Genomic DNA, 20,039 nt, shown 5'->3' on the forward strand with positions numbered 1-20,039 from the left:
TTCCGCAAGCGAGATCCATCAGCAACGCTTTAAGCAGGGGAGAAGTCAGACATGGTTGCAGGAGTCACCGGGGTGATCTGGGCGGCGCGCCCGTCGGAGATCAATTCGGCCACACTTCACGCGGGCGCGCACGCGATTCCGATCTCGGCCGCCGCCACCGCATGGGGCGGGCTCACCGCCGCCTGGATCGACGCGACGACGACGGTCGCCAGGGTGATGGCCGAACTCGGCGTCGGAATGCAGGGCATCAACGGCATCGCCGCGCTGGGCAAGCTCACCGGCTTCCTCGGCTGGTCCGAGCAGCAGGGCGTGCAGGCGGCCGCGATGGGCGCCAAGGCCGCGGCGAACGCCACCGCCTACACCGTCGCCGCGCTGGCGATGCCGAGCCCGCCCGAGATCGCGGCCGTCAACACCGCTTTGGCCGCGTCGGCGAACCCGCCGGGCGTGTTGAGCGGTGCGTTCGAAGCCGCCGAAGTCGCCAGGAACGCGATGGACATCCGTGCCGCGCTGGTCATGGAGACCTATGAGGCCGCGACCAGCGCCATGGTCGCCACGCCCGCCGAATTCCTGTTACCGCCGGCGATCGCCAAGGGCGCGGGGACGGCAAGTCCCGAGCAAGCGGCGGACACGACCACCGAGGTCCCGGCCGATCCGATCCAGGCTGCCGTGGCCGCCACCCAGGCGTTCCTGAGCAACCCCGGGGTGGCGAGCGCTGCCACCCAGGCCGCTCAGGCCGTCGGCTCGATCGCCACCACCGGTGTCTCCACCGTCGGAAATGTCGCGGGCAGCGCGATCGCGGCCGCCACCACCAGCTCCGCGCCCTCCTTCTCCGGCATGGCTCCCATGGCCATGGGTATCGGTGCGGCAGCCACCGCTACCGGTGCGGCGACGCGTGCCGTGTCGTTCTCCGGTCTCGGATCGGCGGCGGGCATCAGCAGCGGCTCGCTCAAGCTTCCGGAAGGCTGGGGCTCCAACGGCACGATCGGTGGCAGCACGGCTCCGGTGCAGGAGAGCGTCGCGGTCAAGGGCGTCGAGGCGGCGCCGGTCCGGCCCGCCAACACCGGCAACGGCAACCCCTTGCTCGGTAACCAGGCGCGCAGCGACGAGGACGACGAGACCGAACACGACGGCCGGGACTACCTGCGGTCGACCGAGCACTTCAACGACGGCCGCTTCACCGCCGATGGGGTCATCGGCGGTGACCTCAGCGGGACGGTTAGGTGACCGTACTCGGTGCGGGCCGCAGCCCGTCGACGCTCGACGCGGTCGTCCTGTCGCTCGACGAAATGCAGTTCCTCGTAGAGAAACTGCAGATCGAGGTTCCCGTCGTCCTGAACGCGAGGGCACGGTACGACAATCTGACCGACCACAAAGCGGCGATGGACGCGGCCGCCGAGTCGCTCGCCCAGCGGGAACTCCTGATCGACGATGTGCTGCATCGTGATCTGGAGAATCGGCTGCGCGCGCTGCACCGGCCCCACTGGATCATCGCGCTGCGGTTGGTCGTCGATGGTTGGGTGAGCCGCTTCTGTCTGGCGAAGGGCGTCGACCTCCCGGTCGTCGCCCTTCGGGGACAGGACTCCTACGTCGTCGACGAGGCTGGAAACGACCTGCCCGGAACGGTTCTCGCGGCACTCGGCTATGCCGAGCCGCTCGAGCTGTACGGCATGAACGCCCCGACCGAAGAGCTGGCCACGATCTTCGGCGACACCGGCGACGCGGCGGCCACCGCGGAACGGCTGGCGAAGGTGGGCAACCCGGCCCAGGACGCGAAGACCTTGGCCGCGGCTCTGGTCGAGATCCACTCGTATGCCGAGATCGTCAGTGTGATCTACGGCGATGGCACCCGAGACGCGGCCGACAACCACATCGCCGTCTTCAACACGCGCGCCGGCCGATTCATCGCGACCGCGAGCAGGTCCGACGACGGCGTCAAGTGGACGTCGCTCAGTAGCGGGACTCCCGCGCGACTGCGCACGGCCGTGCAGGATCTGATCAACTTCCTACCGGAACGCGAAGAGTTCCCGCGGAATCCGAAGCTGTCCTGAAGCACCGAACGAGCGTCGCTAACCCATGGGATCGTCCGAAGTCGGTGCGACCTCGTAGCCGAACGGCGGCGTGAATCGTCCCCACCGAATGCACTCCCACCTGCCGTCCGGCATCGGTACCAGCTCGATGGTCTCGGTGTTGTCCAAGTGGTTGTTCGTGGTGAACGGCGGACGCACATCCGAAAGCGTGCGGCCGACGAGCCGCATGGCCGCACCGTGACTGACTACCATCACGTCCCCGGGCGCGGCAACGTCCGGTGTCAGATACGTATTCCGCAGCTCCTCGATCGCGGGCAGGAACCGATCCAGCACATCCTGAGCGGATTCGCCGCCGGGCACCCGCAGCGTGAGATCGCCCTCATGCCAGGCACGGTAGATCCGCTGGAAGGTCTGGTGCGCCTCCTCGCTGTGTTCTCCCTCCAGGTCGCCGGCCTGTACCTCGTGCAGTCCGTCGAGCACCATGGCGGCGACACCGGTCGCCGCCTCGATGTAGCTCGCGGTCTGGCGCGCGCGCAGCGCCGCCGAGGAGAACAGCACCTGCGGCGGGCGGAGCAGGCCCTCACCGAACGTCTTCGCTTGTGCCGCACCGCGTTCGGTCAGGGGCAACCCGGGAATCCGGGTGTCCAGCAGCTTGGCGACATTGCCCTCGGTCTCGCCGTGCCGGACCAGAATCAACCTCCCGGTCATAGGTCGGCCATCCCCTTTCTCAGCTGGATCAACCACTCCGCGGACGCTTCGTCCGACGGTGGTGGCGTACCGGTCGCGGAAGTCGCCGGCCAAGATCCGAGAAAGCGGATCCGCGCGGTGCGGTGCAGCGCCTTGAGCGCCTCGGCCACCGCGGTGTCGTCGATGTGCCCGACGCAGTCCAGATAGAAACGGTAGGTGCCCATGCCCGTTCGGGTGGGCCGGGACTCGATCCTGGTCAGATCGATACCGCGCGTGGCGAACTCGGCGAAGGCGCGCATCAGCGAGCCCGGTACGTTCGGCAGCTCGAGCACGATCGAGGTGCGGTCGGCGCCGGTGGCGGGCGGCGCCGCGGTGGGCCGGGTGCACAGCACGAACCGCGTGATCGCCTGCTCGTGATCGGCGACCCCGGAGGCCAGCGCGATCAATCCCAGCCGCTCTCCGGCCAGGGCGGTCGACACGGCGGCGTCCGCGTGGCCCGCCACCACGTCCTCGGCGGCGGCGGCGTTGGACGCCGAGGTGTAGGGCTGCGCCTGCGGCAGATGCCGCGCCACCCACAGCCGGACCTGCGCGGCGGCCACGGGGTAAGCGGCGAGAGTGCGCACGTCGGGTAACGCCGTGCCCGGCTTGCCGAGGATCGTGAAACTCACTTCGAGTTCGGTCTCGGCGACGATCTGCAGGCGCGGACCGATTGCCAGGGAGTCGAGCGTCGCCGAGATCGACCCCTCCACGGAACTCTCGATCGGCACCACCGCGCCATCCACTTCACCGGAACGGATCAGGTCGAGCGCGGCGCCTTGGCTGGGCGCGGCGATCCGCTCGACGGGCCCGGCGAAGGTTCCCGAGGATTCCAATTGAGCGAGGGCCATCTCGGTGAAAGTTCCGGACGGCCCGAAGTACGCGATTCGCGGCACGGTTACGAGATTACTTGCGCGCTCGCCCGGCTCCCCACCAATTGCGAAGGGCCTGCCGGTCCCGGTCATCTGTTCCAGGACCGCCCTAGCGGTGTTCAACCTCCGTTGAGCACGCGCAATGCGGCGTTCACCCGGTCCGCGGCCTCGGTCTCGATGGCGCGCAGGACCGAACGGACCGCCTCGACGGCCGGCGGTTTCAGCGAGGTCAGGAAGGCGATGTCGGGGGCGCGCAGGGCCGCGCCGATGTCCTCGCCGCACAGGGCGGCGGCTGTGGCGGCGACGATGGCCAGCGCCCGTTCCCCCGAGGAAGTGCGCGCGACGAAGCCGGTATCAGAGTGGGCCACGTGTGCGAGGAAGTCGGCGATCCCGGTGTCGGGCGCGTCCAGCTCCAGCGTCGGCGCGGCGGGACTTGCGCCGATGTTGCGGACCAGCCCGTCGACCAGACTGCGCCGCGGCGGCGTCGACAACGTCACCAGCACCGGTTCTGCGGATTCCGACCCTTCCGACACGCCCTCACCGTAACAACCCGGTTCCACCGGAACCGATCCAGTTCGCTGCGATCAGCCGGATCGGAACGCTTGCGGAACCACGCCTCGTCACTTAGCTTAGGGTAACCTAATCAACAGTCAAGCGCGCCACGCTCCACGGAGGTTTGTATGCCGCGTCCGTCCTCGACCTTCGCACCGTCCACCGCCGAGCGAGTGCGCAGCGCATGCGCGCACGCGGAGCAAGCGGTGCTGGCCATGCCGGGCATCGATCCGACGCCCGCGTCCGTGCACCACGTACGGCAGTGCGGCGATGCCGTGATCGCGGTGCCGACGGCCTCGGTCGCCGCGATCCTGGCAGGCAACTCCGGAGACCACGGCGCGCCCGCGGTGCTGGAGCTCACCGACCACGCCCCACTGCCGCTGCGCGAGCCGGTGCGCGCGTTGGTCTGGCTGCGCGGTTGGGTACGGGCGGTGCCCACCCAGGCGCAGCGCGCGCTGGCCACCGAGGTGGCCAAGGATTACCCGCATCCGGGCCTGCTCGACATCGGCTTCGGCGCCACCCTGCTGCGGCTGGTGATCGACTCCGCGGTGGTGGCCGACTCGACCGGCGCGGAATCGGTGCGCAGCGACGAACTGCGCCTGGCGCAGCCGGATCCGTTCTGCGCCATGGAATCCGCGTGGCTGCAGCACATGCAGGCCGATCACGCCGACGTCGTCGCCCAGCTGGCCAGGCATCTGCCGCCACACCTGCGGCGCGGCATCGTGCACCCGCTGGCCATCGACCGGTACGGGCTCACGCTGCGGGTGGAAGGACACGACGGCGACCACGACTTCCGCTTGCCGTTCAGCGCACCGGCGCACGACATCGAGGGGCTCAGCCGCGCCGTACGCACGCTGGCGGGCTGCCCGTTCCTCAATGGATTGCGCCGGATCTGACCCGCCGCACGATCAAGACGATCTTCAGCGGCATCGGGCCGGCGAACGGAAGTACCAAGGCGAAGAACGGGATGACCGGCCCGAGAAGACGGACGAGATAGCGTTCCATGGCCCCTGCCCGCAGAGGTTGTGGACAACCGGCGCAGTTGACCACGATGCGTGGAGCGCCGGACTCGACGACCCGCGCGACGGCCGCGCTGACCTCGTCGTTGCTGGTGACATCGGCGGGAATGAGGGTGAGAGACGGGCGGCGCATCGGCTGGGCGCACGCACTCCCGACGCGGTTGGCTGCTCGGCTGACACGCACACCGACGCGGCGAATGGCAATCGCACCGATTCGTTCAACGCGGGCGGACGACGGACGTCAACCACACCGATTCGTTCGATCCCGACCTGTGGCGAATCCGCGGTGAGCGGTCCGGCTGCCTCGAGCGCATCGTGCCCGGGCTGATCCAGCGCCGCTTGGTCGCACACTCCTTCGGTGAACCGTCGTTTAGAGGGATGCTCCGGTGAGCCGGAGTGGCGGCTGCTCGCCGCAGCGCGCGCAGACCCGAAGTCCGAGCTCGACCGAGTGGCGGGCCGGGTTGGGCCACCAGGCCCGGAAGCATGCGCCGCAGCGGAGACGCCGACGACGCACCAGGCAGTTCACATGCCGACGCGCCGCGCGCCGCGGCGGACGAGCGCAATAGATTCGACCCATGCGTGCGGAGTCCAGAGCCGAGTGGGACGAGGCCGAGCCGACCGATCGGGAGCGGCTGGCGATCAAACTCGAGATCGCCGTGGTGCTGCTGGTCACGTTCGGGCTCAGCGGGCTCAGCGCCGCGCTCTCGCTGGTGGAGAGCGCGCTCGCCCCGGGCGGGATCGGCGGACGGACCGTCGCGCTGAATCCGTCGCGAGCCACGCAGTCCACCATCGACCTGCTGTTCCAGCTGCTCAGCGTGCTGCGGCTGCTCGGCTGGGCCGCGCTCGGCCTATATCTGCTGTGGCGCGGGGGCATCGGCCCGCGACTGATCGGGCTGGCGAACCGGCTCCGTTGGCGCGCCGACGTGCTACCCGGCTTGACGCTGGCCGCGATCATCGGGTTGCCGGGACTCGGGCTGTATCTCGCGGCGCACGCACTCGGCGTCAGCGTGACGATAGTCCCCGCCTCGCTCGGCGACTACTGGTGGCGACTGCCCGCGCTCGTCCTCTCGGCCTGCGCGAACGCCTTGGCCGAAGAGGTCATCGTGGTCGCGTTCCTGCTCACCCGGCTGCGCAGGCTCGGATGGTCGGCGAACTCGGCTCTGCTGGCCTCGGCTGTGCTGCGGGGCAGCTATCACTTGTACCAAGGAATCGGCGGCGGGCTCGGAAACTTTGTGATGGGCGTCATATTCGGCCGCTATTGGCAGCGCACGAATCGGCTGTGGCCGCTGGTCCTCGCCCATGCGACCATCGATGCGGTCGCCTACATCGGCTACACCGTTCTGCGCGGCCATGTTTCGTGGCTGCCGTGACGCAACTGTGCCCTCGGCAGCGCTAACAACCTGGTGCCGCCTGCGAATTACGGAACAGCGCCGCTTCCGCGTGCGCCCGCGTCCACATGCGGCACGTCACAACCGCCCGATAAGTAGAGTTCCAGTGATGAACGGCGACGACCCCCAGCGCAACGCGCATACGCGCCGGATGCCGCCGCCCGGCAGACCCGGTGAACCTCCGATGCGCCGTCGCATGCCGCCTCCGGGGTCCGGCGGTCCGCCGCCGATCGAGCCCACGCAGGTCGTGCGCCGTGATGGAACCGCCGACCCCCACGCACAGCCGCTGGCGTATTCGCAGGTCCCGCCCGAACAGGCGCGGCGAATGCCGCCGCCTCCCCCGGCCCGCAGGCACGCCCCCACGCAGCGCCCGGTGCCGCATCACGAAGTTCCGTCGCACGCGCCGACACAGCGGCCGGTTCCGTATCACGAAGGTCCGCCGCACACGCCGCCCCGGAAACCGAGGCCGTTCCGCGAAGGCCCCCCACCGGTGCCGCCACGCGGCGAGCGTCCGCCGCGGGCTCCACGACCGCGCCGCAAGCGCCACCCTTTCCGCTGGTTCCTGGTGATCCTGCTGGTCCTGGTGCTCGCCGCCGTCGGCGCCGTCATCAAGTTGGACAACTCGCTCAACCGCATCCCCGCGCTGGCGAACTACGCCAAGCGCGTCGGCGACACACCCGGCACGAACTGGCTGTTGGTCGGGTCCGACGGCCGTGGCGGACTGACTGCCGAGCAGGAGCGGGAACTCGCCACCGGCGGTGAGGTGGGCCCCGAGCGCACCGACACGATCATGCTCGTGCACGTGCCGCAGTCGGGGAAGACCACGCTGGTCAGCCTGCCGCGCGACTCGTACGTCAGCATCCCGGGCCAGGGCAAGGACAAACTGAACGCCGCGTTCGCCATCGGCGGCCCCGCGCTGCTGGTCCAGACCGTGGAGATCGCCACCGGCCTGCGGATCGACCACTACGCGCAGATCGGCTTCGGCGGCTTCGCCAGCGTGGTCGATACGCTCGGCGGCATCGACGTGTGCGTGCCCAAACCGATCGACGACCCGCTCGCCGGCATCGACCTGCCCGCGGGCTGCCAGCGACTCAACGGACCACAGGCGTTGGGTTTCGTCCGCAGTCGCGCGACCGCGCTCGCCGACCTGGACCGGATGAACAACCAGCGGATCTTCATGGCCGCCCTGCTGAAGAAGGCGACCAGTGGAGCCACGCTGGCCAATCCGTTCAAGCTCTGGCCGCTGGCCACCGACACCGCCAAGTCGCTGAAGGTCGACAACGGCGACCACATCTGGGATCTGAGCGGCCTGGGCTGGGCGCTGCGTGGCGACACCATCGCCACGGCGGTACCGGTAGGCGGATTCGAGGACACCGACAGCGGCAACGTCCTGCTGTGGGACAAGGCCAAAGCGAGCCGGTTCTTCGACGCGCTCGCCGGCGACCGTCCGATCCCGGAGGACCTGCTGACGCGGTAGCGTCGATGCCATGCCGGACATCGACGAGGCCGACGAGTCCTTTCCCGACTTGCTGCGCACCCAGATCCGTCACGGATTCACCACTGCCCAGCAGTATCTCGCGGCCGCCGTGTACTTCGACTCACGCAGACTGCCGCAGTTGGCCGGACACGCCTACGACCGGTCACGCGAGCACTACGGCAATTCCCTGCGCATGGTGCAGTACCTGCTGGACCGGGATCTCCCGGTGCAGATCGGCGGCTTGGACGAGATCGAGTCCACCTTCGAAAGCCCGCGCGGCGCGGTCGCTTCGCTGCTGGAGATCGAGCAGGTCCGCAGCGCCCGGATCAGCGATCTGGCCCACACTGCCCGCACCTCCGGCGATTATCTCGGCGAACGCTTCATCGGGTGGTTCCTCGCCGATCAGGTGAAGAACGTCGCCGGGATGAGCACGTTGCTGGCCGTGATCGACCGTGCCGACGGGCAGTTGTTCGACGTCGAGGAGTTCGTCGCCCGGGAGACACGGCCGCGGCCGCGCACCGATATTCCGGCGCCGAAAATGGCTGGAGCGGCGAAGAATTAATTAGGCAACACTAGCCTCAATAAGGCTGCACTTGGATGACACGGGTCTTGACCAGCGCTAATGTCGATGCCATGTCAAGCCATCCGGAATCACCCCGCAGCAAATTTCACAGCCTGTTGCACGATCAGATCCGGCACGAATTCAATGCCGAGCATCAGTACATCGCGATTGCGGTGTGGTTCGACAATGCCGATCTCCCGCAGCTGGCCAAGCGGTTCTACAAGCAGGCCGTCGAAGAGCGCAATCACGCGATGATGATCGTGCAGTACTTCCTGGACCGGGATATCAGCGTCGATATTTCCGGCATCGATGCCGCGAAATCGCGGTTCGAGAACGCCAGGGAGCCGATCGCGCTCGCACTGACCCAGGAGAAGACGGTCACCGAGCAGATCATCCAGCTGGCGAGCACCGCCCGCGAAGAGGGCGACTACCTGGGCGAACAGTTCATGCAGTGGTTCCTCAAGGAGCAGGTCGAGGAAGTCGCGAACATGACCACCCTGCTCACCATCGCCGATCGCGCCGGGTCGAACCTGTTCGACCTGGAGGAATTCGTCGCCCGGGAAATGAGCGGCCCGAGCGACGCCTCCGGCGCGCCTTCGGCGGCGGGCGGCTCCGTCTGACGGCGTTCGCCGTATAGGTGAAACAGGCCCGGTTCCGTATCAGGAACCGGGCCTGTCGCTGTTGGACGTTCTACCGGACGGCGAGTCGGAATGTCGGCGTAAACGACGGTTCCACCACATTTCGCAGTGGTTTGGCGAGTCTTTCCTATATTTCGAGCCGCACCGGCGGCAACCGGAAAACACCGCCGCCGACAAAGGCCGTTTCTGCCCAAGTCTCGCGATATCCGGGCTCAGCGCAAGGTGACCTGACGCGACCGCAGGCCGTCGCGGGAGCGCCGCTCGTCGGAGGTCAACGGGGCGTCGACGGCCAGCGCCTCGGACAGCCGAGCGCCGAATTCGGCTGCGGGCTCGACCCATTCGTCGGGGTGTCGCTCGCGGTCCAGGTCGAAGACCGGGACCAGCACTCCGTGCGTGCGGAACGACCCCGCGAACCGGGAACCCTCGCCGAGGTGCAGACCGCCGGAGGCGTGCACCCGGGCCAGCGCCAGCATGAGCGCGTCCTCGTCCTCCGGCCGCACCCAGCGGATGTGCGCCTTCTCGCCCGCGTCCACCCACCAGGCGGCACCGATCGTGTCGGCGGCGAGCCCGAGCCGCGCCGAGGGCATGATCGCCTGCTTGGCCTGCTCGATGGTGGCGGCGACCTGCGGGTCGGGCTCGACCCCTGCGGGCACCCACCAGTCGAAGTCCTGGTGCACGGTCAAGTCCAGGCTCGCGGCGGGATCGATGACATCGGCCAGCCGCGGGCCTCCCGCGACGCTTTCCACCGAGGTCAGCGAATCACCGGGCTCGGCGGACTGGGTCCATAGGATCGCCGCGGCCAGATCGGCGGCCGGATCCGCGCCCTGGAACTGCACCTGCGCGCCGACGTAACCGCTGGGCTCGTCACCGGCGCGCACCAACGCGGCCACCGCGCCGGGCAGCACCGTTGCGAGCACGACCGGCCGCTCCGCCGCGACCTCGGCCGCCAGCGTCAACCGGGCGGTGGCCGAAGGAACGAATTCGCGCAGCGCGACCAGATCGCACTCCGCGGCCAGGCCCTCGAACGGACGGGTGACGACTTGTGCCGCCTGCTCCTGCGCCGCTCGCCGCTCGGCGAGACGCTGCGCCCGGTTCCCACCGGGCTTAGGACTGTTGCGCTTGCTTTTACCCACGAGGGGTCAACCTACCGTGTTTCTTGGCTGTGTTTGTTTTTCCAGCGCCTGCGGCGCTGGGTGTTCGCGGCCCTTTATGGCTCGCGTCCGAGCGACCGCCGCTGGCGACTTCGTCGCGGACGCGGCGGCCGCTCGAACGCGAGCCGGGCCGCGAACGGCGGATGCTCGGTCTCGCTTCGCTCGAAACCGGGGGTTGAGGTGGCGTGGTCGCGGCAGGGAGCAATCGCGCAAACTAGTTCACCGGGTGGGCGTGGCGAAAGGCCGCCGAACTCGGCGCGGCGTCGAGCGCCCGCCATCGACGTGGACGCCACAGAGATTCCGCTACGGCACCACCGCACCTGCGACGACCACTTCGATGCGCTCCGACCTGCACACCCCCCCAACGTTCACCGCACCGTATTCCGCTCTGATCGAGGCGTGCGTCGCAGCGACGGACGATCGAGGATTTGTTGGAAGCCACGACAACCCCTTCCGGCGGAACCGGGTCAGGCGGCGGGGAGCAGGGACTTGGTGCGGCCGGGGTGGTTCGTGGCGATCCAGCTGACGCCGAGGTCGGCGCACAATTGGACGTCGTCGGGGTCGTCGACGGTCCAGCAGTAGGTGGCGCGGCCGGCGGCGGCGGCCTTGTCGACCAGGTCGGGGTGCTCGCGCAGTGTTTTCACCGAGGGGCCGACGGCTGTGGCGCCGACGGTGGTGGCCGCCGACCCGCCCAGGTAGCGCGACGATTCGCCGAGCAGGACGGTGGGCAGCAGCGGGGCGGCGCGGCGGATGCGCCACACGGCGGTGGCCGCGAACGACATGACGACCGCGCGGGAATGATCCGCCGAGGCGGGGGTGGCGATGCCGAAGCGCTGGAGCTCGGCGAGCAGCTTGTTCTCCACCAGCGCGCCGTAGCGGACCGGGTGCTTGGTCTCGATGAACAGCTTGGTCGGCCTGCTACGCCAGTCCAGCACCAGGCTGATCAGCTCGCTGAGGGTCAGCACCGAGGCCGGATCGCCGTCGGCGCCGAAATCCAGTGCCCGCAGCTCCTCCAACGTCATCTCGCTGACCAGACCGCTGCCCGAGGAGGTCCGGTCGACGGTGCGGTCGTGCACGCACACCAGATGTCCGTCCCTGGTCAGCCGGACATCGCACTCGACGCCGTCGGCGCCCTCCTGGAGCGCCAACTCGTAGGCGGCGAGCGTGTGCTCGGGGCGCGCCGCCGAGGCGCCTCGATGCGCGACGACGAACGGCGCGCGACTGCCCTGGCTCACTTGGCCATAACCTCCTCCTGCTCACGGTCCTCAGCACCGTTGTCCTCGTGCGCGTCGGCGCCCGCCTGTGCACGTCCGCCGGGATGCACCGGCTCGATCACCGGCACCGCGGGGTCGACCGCGATCAGCCAGCGGCGCGCGGTCCGGCTGCGACCGAGTAGGTCATGCCCCTCGATCGTTCGCAACACCCAGAGGGTCAGCAACGCGACCGCGGCGGCGACCGCGTCGGTGAACGCGGTGAACAGCACCCCGTCCGCCTCGGCTTGCAACGAATCCGCGGTCCGCCACAGTAGCGCGGCCACCGTGACGAGGCCGCCGAAGACCCACGCGGCCCACCAGATCCGGACCGCCCGTCCCGTCCTGGGATCACCCTGCAACGCGGCCACTTCGCTCAGGAAGACCCCCGGCCACAGCAGGTTGACCACCGGAATCAGGCAGCCGAGCGCGAGCGCTCGCGGCGAACGCGGGTCGCGCCTGCCCGTGGCGGCGTAGGCCGAGCGCCTGATCTCGATCAGTCTTCCGACGGTGGCCGCGGCCGCCAGCAGCGCGAGCACGACCGCGAGCACTCCGGCGCCGATCACGAACGCGTCGGAGGCGAAGAGGACGGCGGGGTGGATCAGGCGCGTCCGGTTGCGCAGCAACACCCCGTAGCGCGCCAGTTCCGCGACGGCCGCGAGTCCGAAGACGACGGCGGTCGCGACGAGCAATCTGATCACCGAGTGGGTCAACTTGCCGAACGGGCGACGCGCCGCGCCGCCCGCGTGCGGTGGCGGGTCGATCAGACCCCAGCGCGGGATCTGCGTGTACCGAGGCGTGCGGCTCGGCGGGGCCGGTCGGACGGCCGACTGCGCTCGCCGACCGCGCTGGTCGGGCTTGCGCGCCACCCAGCGGTAGTTGCGACGGTCGGCGGGCGCGTCGATCGGCCCCGGCGAGAGGAGTACGCCGCGGCAGCGCGGGCACCAGTGCATCGGCGCCCCTTGCACGGCCCAGCGCGCACCGCAGCGCGCACAAGGTTGCACCACCGTACTCACCCGCGCACCTCGTTCTTTCGTCAGTAGATCTTCGCCTCGTGGTCGCCCTCCGCGACCAGCGGGCGGCCGGCGTGCTGCCATGCCACCATGCCCCCGTTGACCTGGATGGCCTCATAGCCGATGTGCGTGAGATATTCGACCACCTGAAGCGACCGACCGCCCTGCCTGCAGATGATGTAGAGATCCGCGTCGTACTCCAGCTCGTCGATCCGGGCGGGAACGTCGACCATCGGGATGTGGATCGCGCCCGGGGCGTGTCCGAGCCGCCACTCGTCGTCCTCACGGACGTCGAGCAGGATCGATCGCGGCGTGTCGGCCGACGCGGGCGCGCTGCTGTCGAATTCGGCAGGCACGTCCTCCACCGTGACCGACGGAACGTGGGGGCTCGTCACAGATTCGATCCTGCCATGCGTGGCGGACCGCCGTGCAGTTCCATGCCAGGGGAGCGACCTCGACAGCGAGCCACGACTTCGGGTATGTTCTCCCCTCCGGAACTCGACCGCGCACCCGCCCGATGCTGGTTGTGCATAACTCGGGCGAAGTTATCCACATAATCCACAGCTCGATCCACAAGGCGCAGGTGTCGAAGGCGTTTCGCGGGATTGAACCGGCTTTCTAGCAACTGATCAGCTATCGACCTGGTGTCGTTGTGAACCCTTGGTCCGTTCTCGGCATGCTTTACCTGATCGAAGTACGGATCAGTCCCTAACGGTCGAGCGATGCGAATGGCCGATCCGGGACTCCCCTCCATACCAATCCCGGAGCGGCCATTCGTCGCCGACATCGGAACCCGCGGCCGAAGAGGGCCCGATATCTACTTGGACGGCGCCGAGGCGCATTCGGTTCCATCGAATCCAGAACGCCGCCGAAATCCCGCGATCCGGCGAAGACGATCGGTAGCCTGGGCGCATGAACGTGAGCAGGGGGCTACGCCACGGAATGGACATCGCAGGGCTCAATATCGCGTTGTCCGAGGCCACGTGCCTCGGCCTCGCGATCGACGAGGCCGCCGCAGAACTGCGACTCGACCTCGAAGTGCTGACTCTTCCCGAACGCGGAACGGCGACGGAGGACTATCGGGTGCAGGTGACGTTCACCGGCGTGAGCCGGGTCGCCGCGTCACTGCGGACGCAGCATTGGGACGACCTGGAACCCAGGGTGCTGCCGCTGCGACTGGAAGGCCTGGACGAGGCGATCCGGAGTTTCGGCGGCGGGCGGCTGCACGGTTGGGAGTTCATCGATCTCGACGACAGCAGTTGGGCGCTGTGGAGCGAGTTGCTCAGCTTCGACACCCGCATCGGTGATCGCGAATCCGCACACGTTCTGGAGTTCTCCCAGGAGGAGGGCATCGATCCGCGCGAATTGGACGTCCGGGTGTGGTTCGACGGCATCACCGTGTACGACGCGCGGGGCAAGCAGATCCCGCTGGCGGACTTCGTCGCGGGCGGCGCGCGGTGGTGGCGGGCGCACGATGCGGGCGACCCGCGAGCCAGTCGTCCGGGAATCGCGCCGCCGCTCTGAGCGCCGAACCGTCGCGAGTGAACCGCACTTTTGGGTGCGGTTCGTCGCACCTCGGCGCTCAGGCGCCCGTGCCCACCGGGCAACTCACTCCGGTGGCGTGAACGGGGCAGTATCCCCCGGGATTCTTGGCCAGGTACTGCTGGTGATAGCCCTCGGCATAGTAGAAGGCCGCCAGCCCGGGCAGCGGCGTGATCTCCGTGGTGATCTGCCCGTATCCCGCCGCGGCCAGCCGCTTACCGTAGGACTCGGCCGTCGAGCCGACGAGGTCGGCCTGCTCGGCGCCGAAGGTGAAGACGGCCGAACGATATTGGGTGCCGCGGTCGTTTCCCTGCCGCATGCCTTGGGTGGGATCGTGGTTCTCCCAGAAGTGTTTGAGGATGCCCGCGTAGTCGATCACCGCGGGATCGAACACGACGAGCACCGCTTCCGCGTGACCCGTCCGTCCGCTGCATACCTCTTCGTAGGTGGGATTCGGCGTGTACCCGCCGACATAACCGACTGCCGTGGAGTAGACGCCGTCGAGCTCCCAGAAGCCTTTCTCCGCGCCCCAGAAGCAGCCCATCGCGACGACCGCGAGCTGGAGCCCCTCGGGAAACGGCGGGCGGATCGGGTGACCGTTGACGTAGTGGGTATCCGGCACGTCGAGCGGTTCCGCCCGGCCGGGCAGGGCTTGCTCGGGAGCGACCATGACGGGTTCGGGGAGGCTCAGACGCCCCACTAGTTCGTCGTACCACGACATGGTTCGATGCTACGCGTGCGTTTCCAGTGGGGCCGATGTGCGTGATGTGACGGTGCGCGACCCGCTAGGTGTGAGCGGCGTCACCGGAATGCGCGGGCGTGGGCCCGAGTTGGAATCGACCGGGTGTACGAATGATGGTTGGCTGTGTCCGGAACGGGGCACAACCAGCCCGACATAGGAAGGGACAACGTGGCCGAGTACACGCTGCCAGATCTGGATTACGACTACAGCGCCCTGGAGCCCCACATCTCCGGGCAGATCAACGAGCTTCATCATTCCAAGCACCACGCCGCTTACGTCGCGGGCGCGAACACCGCACTGGAGAAGCTGGAAGCCGCTCGCGAGTCGGGCGATCACAGCGCCATCTTCCTGCACGAGAAGAACCTCGCGTTCCACCTGGGTGGGCACGTCAACCACTCCATCTGGTGGAAGAACCTCTCCCCCAACGGCGGCGACAAGCCGGTCGGCGAACTGGCCGCGGCCATCGACGACCAGTTCGGTTCGTTCGACAAGTTCCGCGCGCAGTTCACCGCCGCGGCCAACGGCCTGCAGGGTTCCGGCTGGGCGGTGCTCGGCTTCGACACCCTCGGCCAGAAGCTGCTGACCTTCCAGCTCTACGACCAGCAGGCCAACGTCCCGTTGGGCATCATCCCGCTGCTGCAGGTCGACATGTGGGAGCACGCTTTCTACCTGCAGTACAAGAACGTCAAGGCGGACTACGTCACCGCGTTCTGGAACGTCGTCAACTGGGCCGACGTGCAGGAGCGCTTCGCCAAGGCGACTTCGCAGGCCAAGGGCCTCATCTTCGGCTGAGCCTGTTCGGCACGCCGGAACCGGGTCCGCGAATCCGTCCGCCACGCGCGGCCGGATTCGCGGGCCCGTTCTGTTCTCCGGTGACGCGGACATGTTGCCGGGAACGCCACCCGCCCCGCGTGTATCCGGAGTCCCTGAGGTGGGGCGGGATCCGTCGAGTGCGCAGCCGGATTGCCCTCCTCCACGCCCCCGGCCGCCCGATTGGCACTCTTTGGTACTTGTGTGCCAGGTGACTCGTGGTTCATATTCGGGAAATCCACCCCAAAGGAACGGGCAAGGTCGCCCCCGGGTACGACAACGGGAGGCAGGAATGCGCACGAACGAACCGATCGGCATCACGCCGTTCCATTCGCGCGGGTCGCTGCGCGGCTTCTTGATCTCCGGCCGCTGGCCGGACACCACCAAGGAGTGGGCGCAGGTGCTGGTCCTAGCGGTGCGTGTGGCCACGTTACCCGGGCTGCTGACCACCTCGACGGTGTTCGGAGTCCGTGAGGACCTGCCCGACGACCCCGCCCCGGGCACGGTCGGCTTGGTGCTGGCCGAAGGGCCCGTGCTCGGCGACGAGGCCGTGGAACCCGGCCGTTTCGCCGACCATGTGCCACCGGCGTTGCTGATGCTGCATCCGCCGTCCGAAACCCGCCCGACGCTGCCCGAATGCGCGGGTGCGGCCTCCGGCTGCGTCTTGCTGCCCGGCGTGCCCCACCTGGGGCTGGAACACCGTGCCGCGTGGGTCGAGGCGGAGTCGGACGGAACCGTAACCTCGCTGGTCAGCCGGGTCGGACTGGACCCGATCAGCGATCCCGACACCGCGGTTCTGGCTATGCTGCTGGCCGCGTGAGGGTAACCGAAATTCTGCACGTGGATCGCCAAACTTATTGTGCGCATTGCGATTTCGATTACAGCGGGTTGGCACGAGCGGAACGTGGCGGTAGAGTCGCAAGCAGCGAAGGGGAGTAGCCCCCAATCACACAGTCGACATACTGACCCGCCGAGCCCGCTCGGGCCGGGTCCGGCTGTGTGAACCGGCTTCCGGCCGGTGGGCGAGACCTTCGGCCTGGACAACCATTTCGTTGTCGGCCGGAGCGTCCCCATATCTCCGGTCGGCAGGCCGGAGACCTTGGAGCCGCCACACATGATCGCCACCGTATTGCTCACCATCGGCGTCGTCTTCCTCGCCGAGCTCGGTGACAAGTCCCAGCTGATGGCGCTGACGTTCGCGCTGCGCTACCGCTGGTGGGTGGTGCTCGGCGGCATCGCGACAGCCTCCGCGGCGGTGCACCTGATCTCGGTCGGCATCGGCTATTTCCTCGGTGCGGCGCTGCCCACCACGGCGATCGCGCTGATCGCCGCCGTCACCTTCCTGGCCGTCGGCCTGTGGACGTTGCGCGAGCACTTCGGCACCGGCGAGCAAGACCCGGAGCCGAAGGCGCCGAAAGTGGGCGGTGCGCCGTTCTTCGTGGTGCTGTCCGCGTTCCTGCTCGCCGAGCTGGGCGATCGCACCATGTTCGCGACCGCCGCGCTGGCCACGGACTACGACTGGGTAGGCGTCTGGCTGGGCTCGACCATCGGCATGGTCGCCGCCGACGCGCTCGCCATCGCGGTGGGCATTCTGGTCGGCAAGCATCTGCCGGAGCACACGATCGGCATCGGCTCGGGCCTGCTGTTCCTCTACTTCGGCGCGGCGACCCTACTCGGCGCGACCGCGCCGGCCCTCGGCGGTGTCGCCGTCGCCGGGCTCGCGGCGCTGGTTCCCGCGCTGGCCGGTGCGGCGCTGCTGCTCACGCGGATGGCTCGCCGCTCGAGTCCAGCGCAGCCCCGTACAGTCCGCCACCCTGACGCAACAGATCCAGCAGTGGTTCCCGCAGCGCCTGCAGACCGCTCGAGTCTCCGGCCGCGATCCGAGCGGTGACCATCGAACCGACCGCCGCGGCCAGGGCCTGACAGGCGAAACGCTGCTGGTCGGTCCGCGCGTCGAGCACGGCGGCGATCAACTCGACGAATCGCTCTTGCAGCTGGGCCCGGCGCGCGATGGCGGCCGACCCCACCGCGAAGACCTCGACCAAGAACAACCGCGCGCTGGCCGGGTAGTCCACCAGATACTGGAGATAGGCGCGCAGGATCCGATCCATCCGAGCCACGGCGTCGGTATCGGCCGCCGCGTCTTCTCTCTCGGTGGCGTCGGCGATCCGGTCGAGCAACAAATGCACCGCGCGCTGATAGGCCGCTTCGAAACAGTCTTCTTTGGAGCGGAACTGCTCGTAGAACGTCTCCCTGGACACGCAAGCCCGCTTGAGGATCGCCGCGACCGACGTTCCGATGTAACCGTTCTCGGCCATGGCCTCCGCCGTCGCGACGAGGATTCGTTCGCGCTGCGAAGCGATCACCTGCTCCCGTGGCAGGCCGTGCCTACCTCGGGGGAGGCGTGCGCTGGTGGCCGATTCGGTCATTCGGTGACTCCGGGTGTTCGGTCGAGCTGACTGGGCTGTTCCATTCTGCTCGGTCGGTTCCGCCGACTTGCCGGAAAGGGCCCGCGCCGGAAACGAGTCGCGGGAGCCGTGCAGGGCCGTTCGCCGCGTACCGGTTAGGGTGCCATTGACGAAGGGCCAACTGGCTGTCACAAACGAGAGGACCATCGTGGAGATTTCGGGTTCCGCCGCCATTGTCACCGGAGGCGCATCGGGCCTCGGCGCCGCCACCGCCAAGCGTCTCGCCGATCTCGGCGCCACCGTCTTCGGGCTGGATGTACCGCAGTCGATCGAGCGCGCCGGCGACAACGTGCCCGCCGGGGTCACCCTCATTCCCGCCGATGTCACCAGCAACGACGAGGTCGGCGCGGCCGTCGCGCAGGTCGTCGAGTCCGGCGCCCCGCTGCGCATCGTGGTCAACTGCGCCGGTGTCGGCTGGGCGGGCCGCATCCTGTCCAAGAACGGCCCGCACGACTTGGAGCTGTTCCGCACGGTCATCACGGTCAACCTGCTCGGCACCTTCAACGTCATGCGGCTGGCCGCCGACGCGATCGCCAAGACCGACGCCGTGGACGAGTACGGCCAGCGCGGCGTCATCATCAACACCGCCTCGGTCGCCGCGTTCGAGGGGCAGATCGGTCAGATCGCCTACTCGGCGTCCAAGGGCGGCGTGCACGGTATGACGGTTCCGGCAGCGCGCGATCTGGCCCAGTTCGGCATCCGGGTGAACACCATCGCTCCCGGCATCATCGACACCCCGATGCTCGCCGGCGTCACCGAGGAGTACCGCAAAGGCCTCGAGGCGGGCGTGCCCTTCCCGTCCCGCCTCGGCCGTCCGGACGAGTACGCGCAGCTGACGCAGTACATCGTCGAGCACGACTACCTCAACGGCGAGACCATCCGCATGGACGGCGCGCTGCGCATGGCGCCGCGGTAATTCCGCTCCGCAGTCCCGGCAGCGCGTGACCCTTCACCGAAGGGTCGCGCGCTGTTCTCATTCCCCCGATTTGTGGCCGATGCCGAGGTAGGCCGTGGTGGACAACGGGCAGTGTGGCCGGTACTTCTCGGCGAGAAACGCTTTCATGACGGCGGCGCGCCGCGCCCAGACCTCCGCGCTCACGTTGTGACGCATGAGTTCCAACGGGGCGCTGCTGCGCACCATGGTCTCCCACATCTCCTCGGGGCTGCCGAAGGTGAGCGCGATCGAATGCCGCTGGATGGACACGGCTTCGAAGCCCGCACCGCGCATCTCCGATTCGAAGACCTCCGGGTTCTCCAGGCTCAGGAAGTTCGGTTGCGGCTCCTGGATGTCCGGGTCGGCCGCGGTCAAGGCACCGAACATCATCCGCATCAGCGGCGAGTCCGCGATCGGCGCCCAGCTCGACACCACCGCCGTCCCGCCCGGCCGCAACACTCGGAACAGCTCGGCGAACCCACGAGCGCGGTCCGGGAAGAACATCAGTCCGAACATGGAGAACCCGGCGTCGAAATGGTCGGATTCGTACGGCAGTTCTTGTCCGTCACCCACTTGCGCCCGGATATTCACCAGCCCGGCGGCAGCGGCGTTCTTCGCCAAGCGCGCGATCATCGACTCCGCGAAATCGATGGCGTCGACCTGCGCCACGTGACCCGCGGCCAGCAGGCTGAGCGTGCCCGGCCCCGCCGCGACATCCACGATGCGCGATTCCGGCGAGAGCGAGGCGAACTCGAGCGCCCGCGCCGAGAACGGTTGCATTATCGCGGGTGCGAACTCGTCATATCCGTCGGCGACGAGATCCCACGGCTCGGCGACGGCAAGCGGGTTTGCGGACATGTCGTGACGATCC

At 68.5% G+C, this 20,039-nt stretch carries 21 protein-coding genes and 2 pseudogenes; 12 read left to right on the top strand and 11 right to left on the bottom strand.

Going from position 1 to position 20,039, the window contains the following annotated elements; all coding sequences use genetic code 11:
* The first annotated feature begins 51 nt into the window (after positions 1-51).
* Together ABZW96_RS10345 and ABZW96_RS10350 are read left to right on the top strand one after the other, a co-directional pair.
* On the top strand, positions 52-1,224 hold the full coding sequence (locus ABZW96_RS10345; protein ID WP_355073278.1) for a PPE family protein: 1,173 nt from the start codon (positions 52-54) through the stop codon (positions 1,222-1,224).
* On the top strand, positions 1,221-2,048 hold the full coding sequence (locus tag ABZW96_RS10350) for an ESX secretion-associated protein EspG (RefSeq protein WP_355073280.1): 828 nt from the start codon (positions 1,221-1,223) through the stop codon (positions 2,046-2,048). The genes ABZW96_RS10345 and ABZW96_RS10350 overlap by 4 nt, the downstream gene beginning before the upstream one ends.
* 18 nt (positions 2,049-2,066) lie before the next feature.
* Here ABZW96_RS10350 and ABZW96_RS10355 read toward each other — a convergent pair whose 3' ends face one another.
* From ABZW96_RS10355 to ABZW96_RS10365, 3 genes are all read right to left on the bottom strand, one after another.
* Entirely contained in the window at positions 2,067-2,735 is a 669-nt protein-coding gene (locus ABZW96_RS10355; protein WP_355073282.1) for a histidine phosphatase family protein, read from the bottom strand.
* Positions 2,732-3,646: a prephenate dehydratase gene (gene pheA / locus ABZW96_RS10360; protein WP_355073283.1), complete on the bottom strand. Its 915-nt coding sequence runs from the start codon at positions 3,644-3,646 to the stop codon at positions 2,732-2,734. Before pheA ends, ABZW96_RS10355 begins: the two co-directional genes overlap by 4 nt.
* A gap of 95 nt (positions 3,647-3,741) precedes the next feature.
* Positions 3,742-4,155, bottom strand: a complete 414-nt coding sequence (locus tag ABZW96_RS10365; protein WP_355073285.1) for a hypothetical protein — start codon at positions 4,153-4,155, stop codon at positions 3,742-3,744.
* A 147-nt stretch (positions 4,156-4,302) separates the two neighbouring features.
* Here ABZW96_RS10365 and ABZW96_RS10370 point away from each other — a divergent pair, with 147 nt between their 5' ends.
* On the top strand, positions 4,303-5,070 hold the full coding sequence (locus ABZW96_RS10370) for a DUF2470 domain-containing protein (protein ID WP_355073287.1): 768 nt from the start codon (positions 4,303-4,305) through the stop codon (positions 5,068-5,070).
* A gap of 136 nt (positions 5,071-5,206) precedes the next feature.
* On the opposite strand, the pseudogene ABZW96_RS10375 reads toward ABZW96_RS10370, so the two are convergent.
* Positions 5,207-5,311, bottom strand: a pseudogene (locus ABZW96_RS10375) (3-hydroxyacyl-CoA dehydrogenase); the annotation flags it as partial.
* Between the two features lie 457 nt (positions 5,312-5,768).
* Between ABZW96_RS10375 and ABZW96_RS10380 the strand changes: the two are divergent.
* The 4 genes from ABZW96_RS10380 (at position 5,769) to ABZW96_RS10395 (ending at position 9,240) form a co-directional block, all read left to right on the top strand.
* Positions 5,769-6,563: a CPBP family intramembrane glutamic endopeptidase gene (locus ABZW96_RS10380; protein ID WP_355073288.1), complete on the top strand. Its 795-nt coding sequence runs from the start codon at positions 5,769-5,771 to the stop codon at positions 6,561-6,563.
* A gap of 127 nt (positions 6,564-6,690) precedes the next feature.
* Entirely contained in the window at positions 6,691-8,058 is a 1,368-nt protein-coding gene (locus tag ABZW96_RS10385; protein WP_355073290.1) for an LCP family protein, read from the top strand.
* Between the two features lie 10 nt (positions 8,059-8,068).
* The gene (locus ABZW96_RS10390; RefSeq protein ID WP_355073291.1) at positions 8,069-8,620 is read left to right on the top strand and encodes a ferritin-like domain-containing protein; all 552 of its coding nucleotides are present in this window, start codon (positions 8,069-8,071) and stop codon (positions 8,618-8,620) included.
* Between the two features lie 71 nt (positions 8,621-8,691).
* On the top strand, positions 8,692-9,240 hold the full coding sequence (locus tag ABZW96_RS10395) for a ferritin (RefSeq protein WP_355073293.1): 549 nt from the start codon (positions 8,692-8,694) through the stop codon (positions 9,238-9,240).
* Positions 9,241-9,470: 230 nt separating this feature from the next.
* Here ABZW96_RS10395 and ABZW96_RS10400 read toward each other — a convergent pair whose 3' ends face one another.
* The 4 genes from ABZW96_RS10400 to ABZW96_RS10415 form a co-directional block, all read right to left on the bottom strand.
* Positions 9,471-10,391 (bottom strand): DUF5926 family protein, encoded by a 921-nt coding sequence (locus ABZW96_RS10400; RefSeq protein ID WP_355073295.1) that lies wholly within the window; start codon positions 10,389-10,391, stop codon positions 9,471-9,473.
* A 485-nt stretch (positions 10,392-10,876) separates the two neighbouring features.
* Positions 10,877-11,644 carry a glycerophosphodiester phosphodiesterase gene (locus ABZW96_RS10405; RefSeq protein WP_355073296.1) on the bottom strand — a complete coding sequence of 256 codons (768 nt, stop codon included), beginning with the start codon at positions 11,642-11,644 and terminating at the stop codon, positions 10,877-10,879.
* On the bottom strand, positions 11,641-12,675 hold the full coding sequence (locus tag ABZW96_RS10410; RefSeq protein WP_355073297.1) for a DUF4328 domain-containing protein: 1,035 nt from the start codon (positions 12,673-12,675) through the stop codon (positions 11,641-11,643). Before ABZW96_RS10410 ends, ABZW96_RS10405 begins: the two co-directional genes overlap by 4 nt.
* A 20-nt stretch (positions 12,676-12,695) precedes the next feature.
* Complete coding sequence (locus ABZW96_RS10415) at positions 12,696-13,028, bottom strand: rhodanese-like domain-containing protein (RefSeq protein ID WP_355073756.1); 333 nt, start codon at positions 13,026-13,028, stop codon at positions 12,696-12,698.
* A 556-nt stretch (positions 13,029-13,584) separates the two neighbouring features.
* Here ABZW96_RS10415 and ABZW96_RS10420 point away from each other — a divergent pair.
* The gene (locus tag ABZW96_RS10420; protein WP_355073299.1) at positions 13,585-14,196 is read left to right on the top strand and encodes a hypothetical protein; all 612 of its coding nucleotides are present in this window, start codon (positions 13,585-13,587) and stop codon (positions 14,194-14,196) included.
* A gap of 58 nt (positions 14,197-14,254) precedes the next feature.
* Here the strand turns inward: ABZW96_RS10420 and msrA are convergent, their stop codons facing one another.
* A complete protein-coding gene (gene msrA / locus ABZW96_RS10425; RefSeq protein WP_355073300.1) occupies positions 14,255-14,935 on the bottom strand; it encodes a peptide-methionine (S)-S-oxide reductase MsrA in 681 nt (226 codons plus the stop codon).
* Positions 14,936-15,124: 189 nt separating this feature from the next.
* Here msrA and ABZW96_RS10430 point away from each other — a divergent pair, with 189 nt between their 5' ends.
* The 3 genes from ABZW96_RS10430 to ABZW96_RS10440 all read left to right on the top strand — a co-directional run bounded on the left by ABZW96_RS10430 (position 15,125) and on the right by ABZW96_RS10440 (position 17,657).
* Entirely contained in the window at positions 15,125-15,748 is a 624-nt protein-coding gene (locus ABZW96_RS10430; RefSeq protein WP_039794275.1) for a superoxide dismutase, read from the top strand.
* 310 nt (positions 15,749-16,058) lie between these two features.
* Positions 16,059-16,586, top strand: a complete 528-nt coding sequence (locus ABZW96_RS10435; protein WP_355073302.1) for a peptidase — start codon at positions 16,059-16,061, stop codon at positions 16,584-16,586.
* Positions 16,587-16,880: 294 nt separating this feature from the next.
* On the top strand, positions 16,881-17,657 hold the full coding sequence (locus ABZW96_RS10440) for a TMEM165/GDT1 family protein (protein ID WP_355073758.1): 777 nt from the start codon (positions 16,881-16,883) through the stop codon (positions 17,655-17,657).
* A 322-nt stretch (positions 17,658-17,979) separates the two neighbouring features.
* Here the strand turns inward: ABZW96_RS10440 and ABZW96_RS10445 are convergent.
* Positions 17,980-18,408 (bottom strand): annotated as a pseudogene (locus ABZW96_RS10445) (helix-turn-helix domain-containing protein); the annotation flags it as partial.
* On the opposite strand from ABZW96_RS10445, the gene ABZW96_RS10450 reads away from it, so the two are divergent.
* On the top strand, positions 18,383-19,150 hold the full coding sequence (locus ABZW96_RS10450) for an SDR family NAD(P)-dependent oxidoreductase (RefSeq protein ID WP_355073304.1): 768 nt from the start codon (positions 18,383-18,385) through the stop codon (positions 19,148-19,150). The pseudogene ABZW96_RS10445 and the gene ABZW96_RS10450 sit on opposite strands and share 26 nt — an antisense overlap.
* Before the next feature lie 57 nt (positions 19,151-19,207).
* Here the strand turns inward: ABZW96_RS10450 and ABZW96_RS10455 are convergent, their stop codons facing one another.
* Positions 19,208-20,026 (bottom strand): methyltransferase domain-containing protein, encoded by an 819-nt coding sequence (locus ABZW96_RS10455; RefSeq protein ID WP_355073305.1) that lies wholly within the window; start codon positions 20,024-20,026, stop codon positions 19,208-19,210.
* Positions 20,027-20,039 lie beyond the last annotated feature (13 nt).

Origin of the sequence: Nocardia sp. NPDC004168 (assembly GCF_040610355.1) — a bacterium.
GTDB lineage: Bacteria > Actinomycetota > Actinomycetes > Mycobacteriales > Mycobacteriaceae > Nocardia > Nocardia sichangensis.

Bases quoted from the DNA above. Each gene is read 5' to 3' on its own strand.
- ABZW96_RS10345 (WP_355073278.1), top strand. From the start codon at position 52: ATGGTTGCAGGAGTCACCGGGGTGATCTGGGCGGCGCGCCCGTCGGAG.
- ABZW96_RS10355 (WP_355073282.1), bottom strand. From the start codon at position 2,735: ATGACCGGGAGGTTGATTCTGGTCCGGCACGGCGAGACCGAGGGCAAT.
- ABZW96_RS10370 (WP_355073287.1), top strand. From the start codon at position 4,303: ATGCCGCGTCCGTCCTCGACCTTCGCACCGTCCACCGCCGAGCGAGTG.
- ABZW96_RS10380 (WP_355073288.1), top strand. From the start codon at position 5,769: ATGCGTGCGGAGTCCAGAGCCGAGTGGGACGAGGCCGAGCCGACCGAT.
- ABZW96_RS10385 (WP_355073290.1), top strand. From the start codon at position 6,691: ATGAACGGCGACGACCCCCAGCGCAACGCGCATACGCGCCGGATGCCG.
- ABZW96_RS10390 (WP_355073291.1), top strand. From the start codon at position 8,069: ATGCCGGACATCGACGAGGCCGACGAGTCCTTTCCCGACTTGCTGCGC.
- ABZW96_RS10395 (WP_355073293.1), top strand. From the start codon at position 8,692: ATGTCAAGCCATCCGGAATCACCCCGCAGCAAATTTCACAGCCTGTTG.
- ABZW96_RS10420 (WP_355073299.1), top strand. From the start codon at position 13,585: ATGAACGTGAGCAGGGGGCTACGCCACGGAATGGACATCGCAGGGCTC.
- msrA (WP_355073300.1), bottom strand. From the start codon at position 14,935: ATGTCGTGGTACGACGAACTAGTGGGGCGTCTGAGCCTCCCCGAACCC.
- ABZW96_RS10435 (WP_355073302.1), top strand. From the start codon at position 16,059: ATGCGCACGAACGAACCGATCGGCATCACGCCGTTCCATTCGCGCGGG.
- ABZW96_RS10440 (WP_355073758.1), top strand. From the start codon at position 16,881: ATGATCGCCACCGTATTGCTCACCATCGGCGTCGTCTTCCTCGCCGAG.
- ABZW96_RS10455 (WP_355073305.1), bottom strand. From the start codon at position 20,026: ATGTCCGCAAACCCGCTTGCCGTCGCCGAGCCGTGGGATCTCGTCGCC.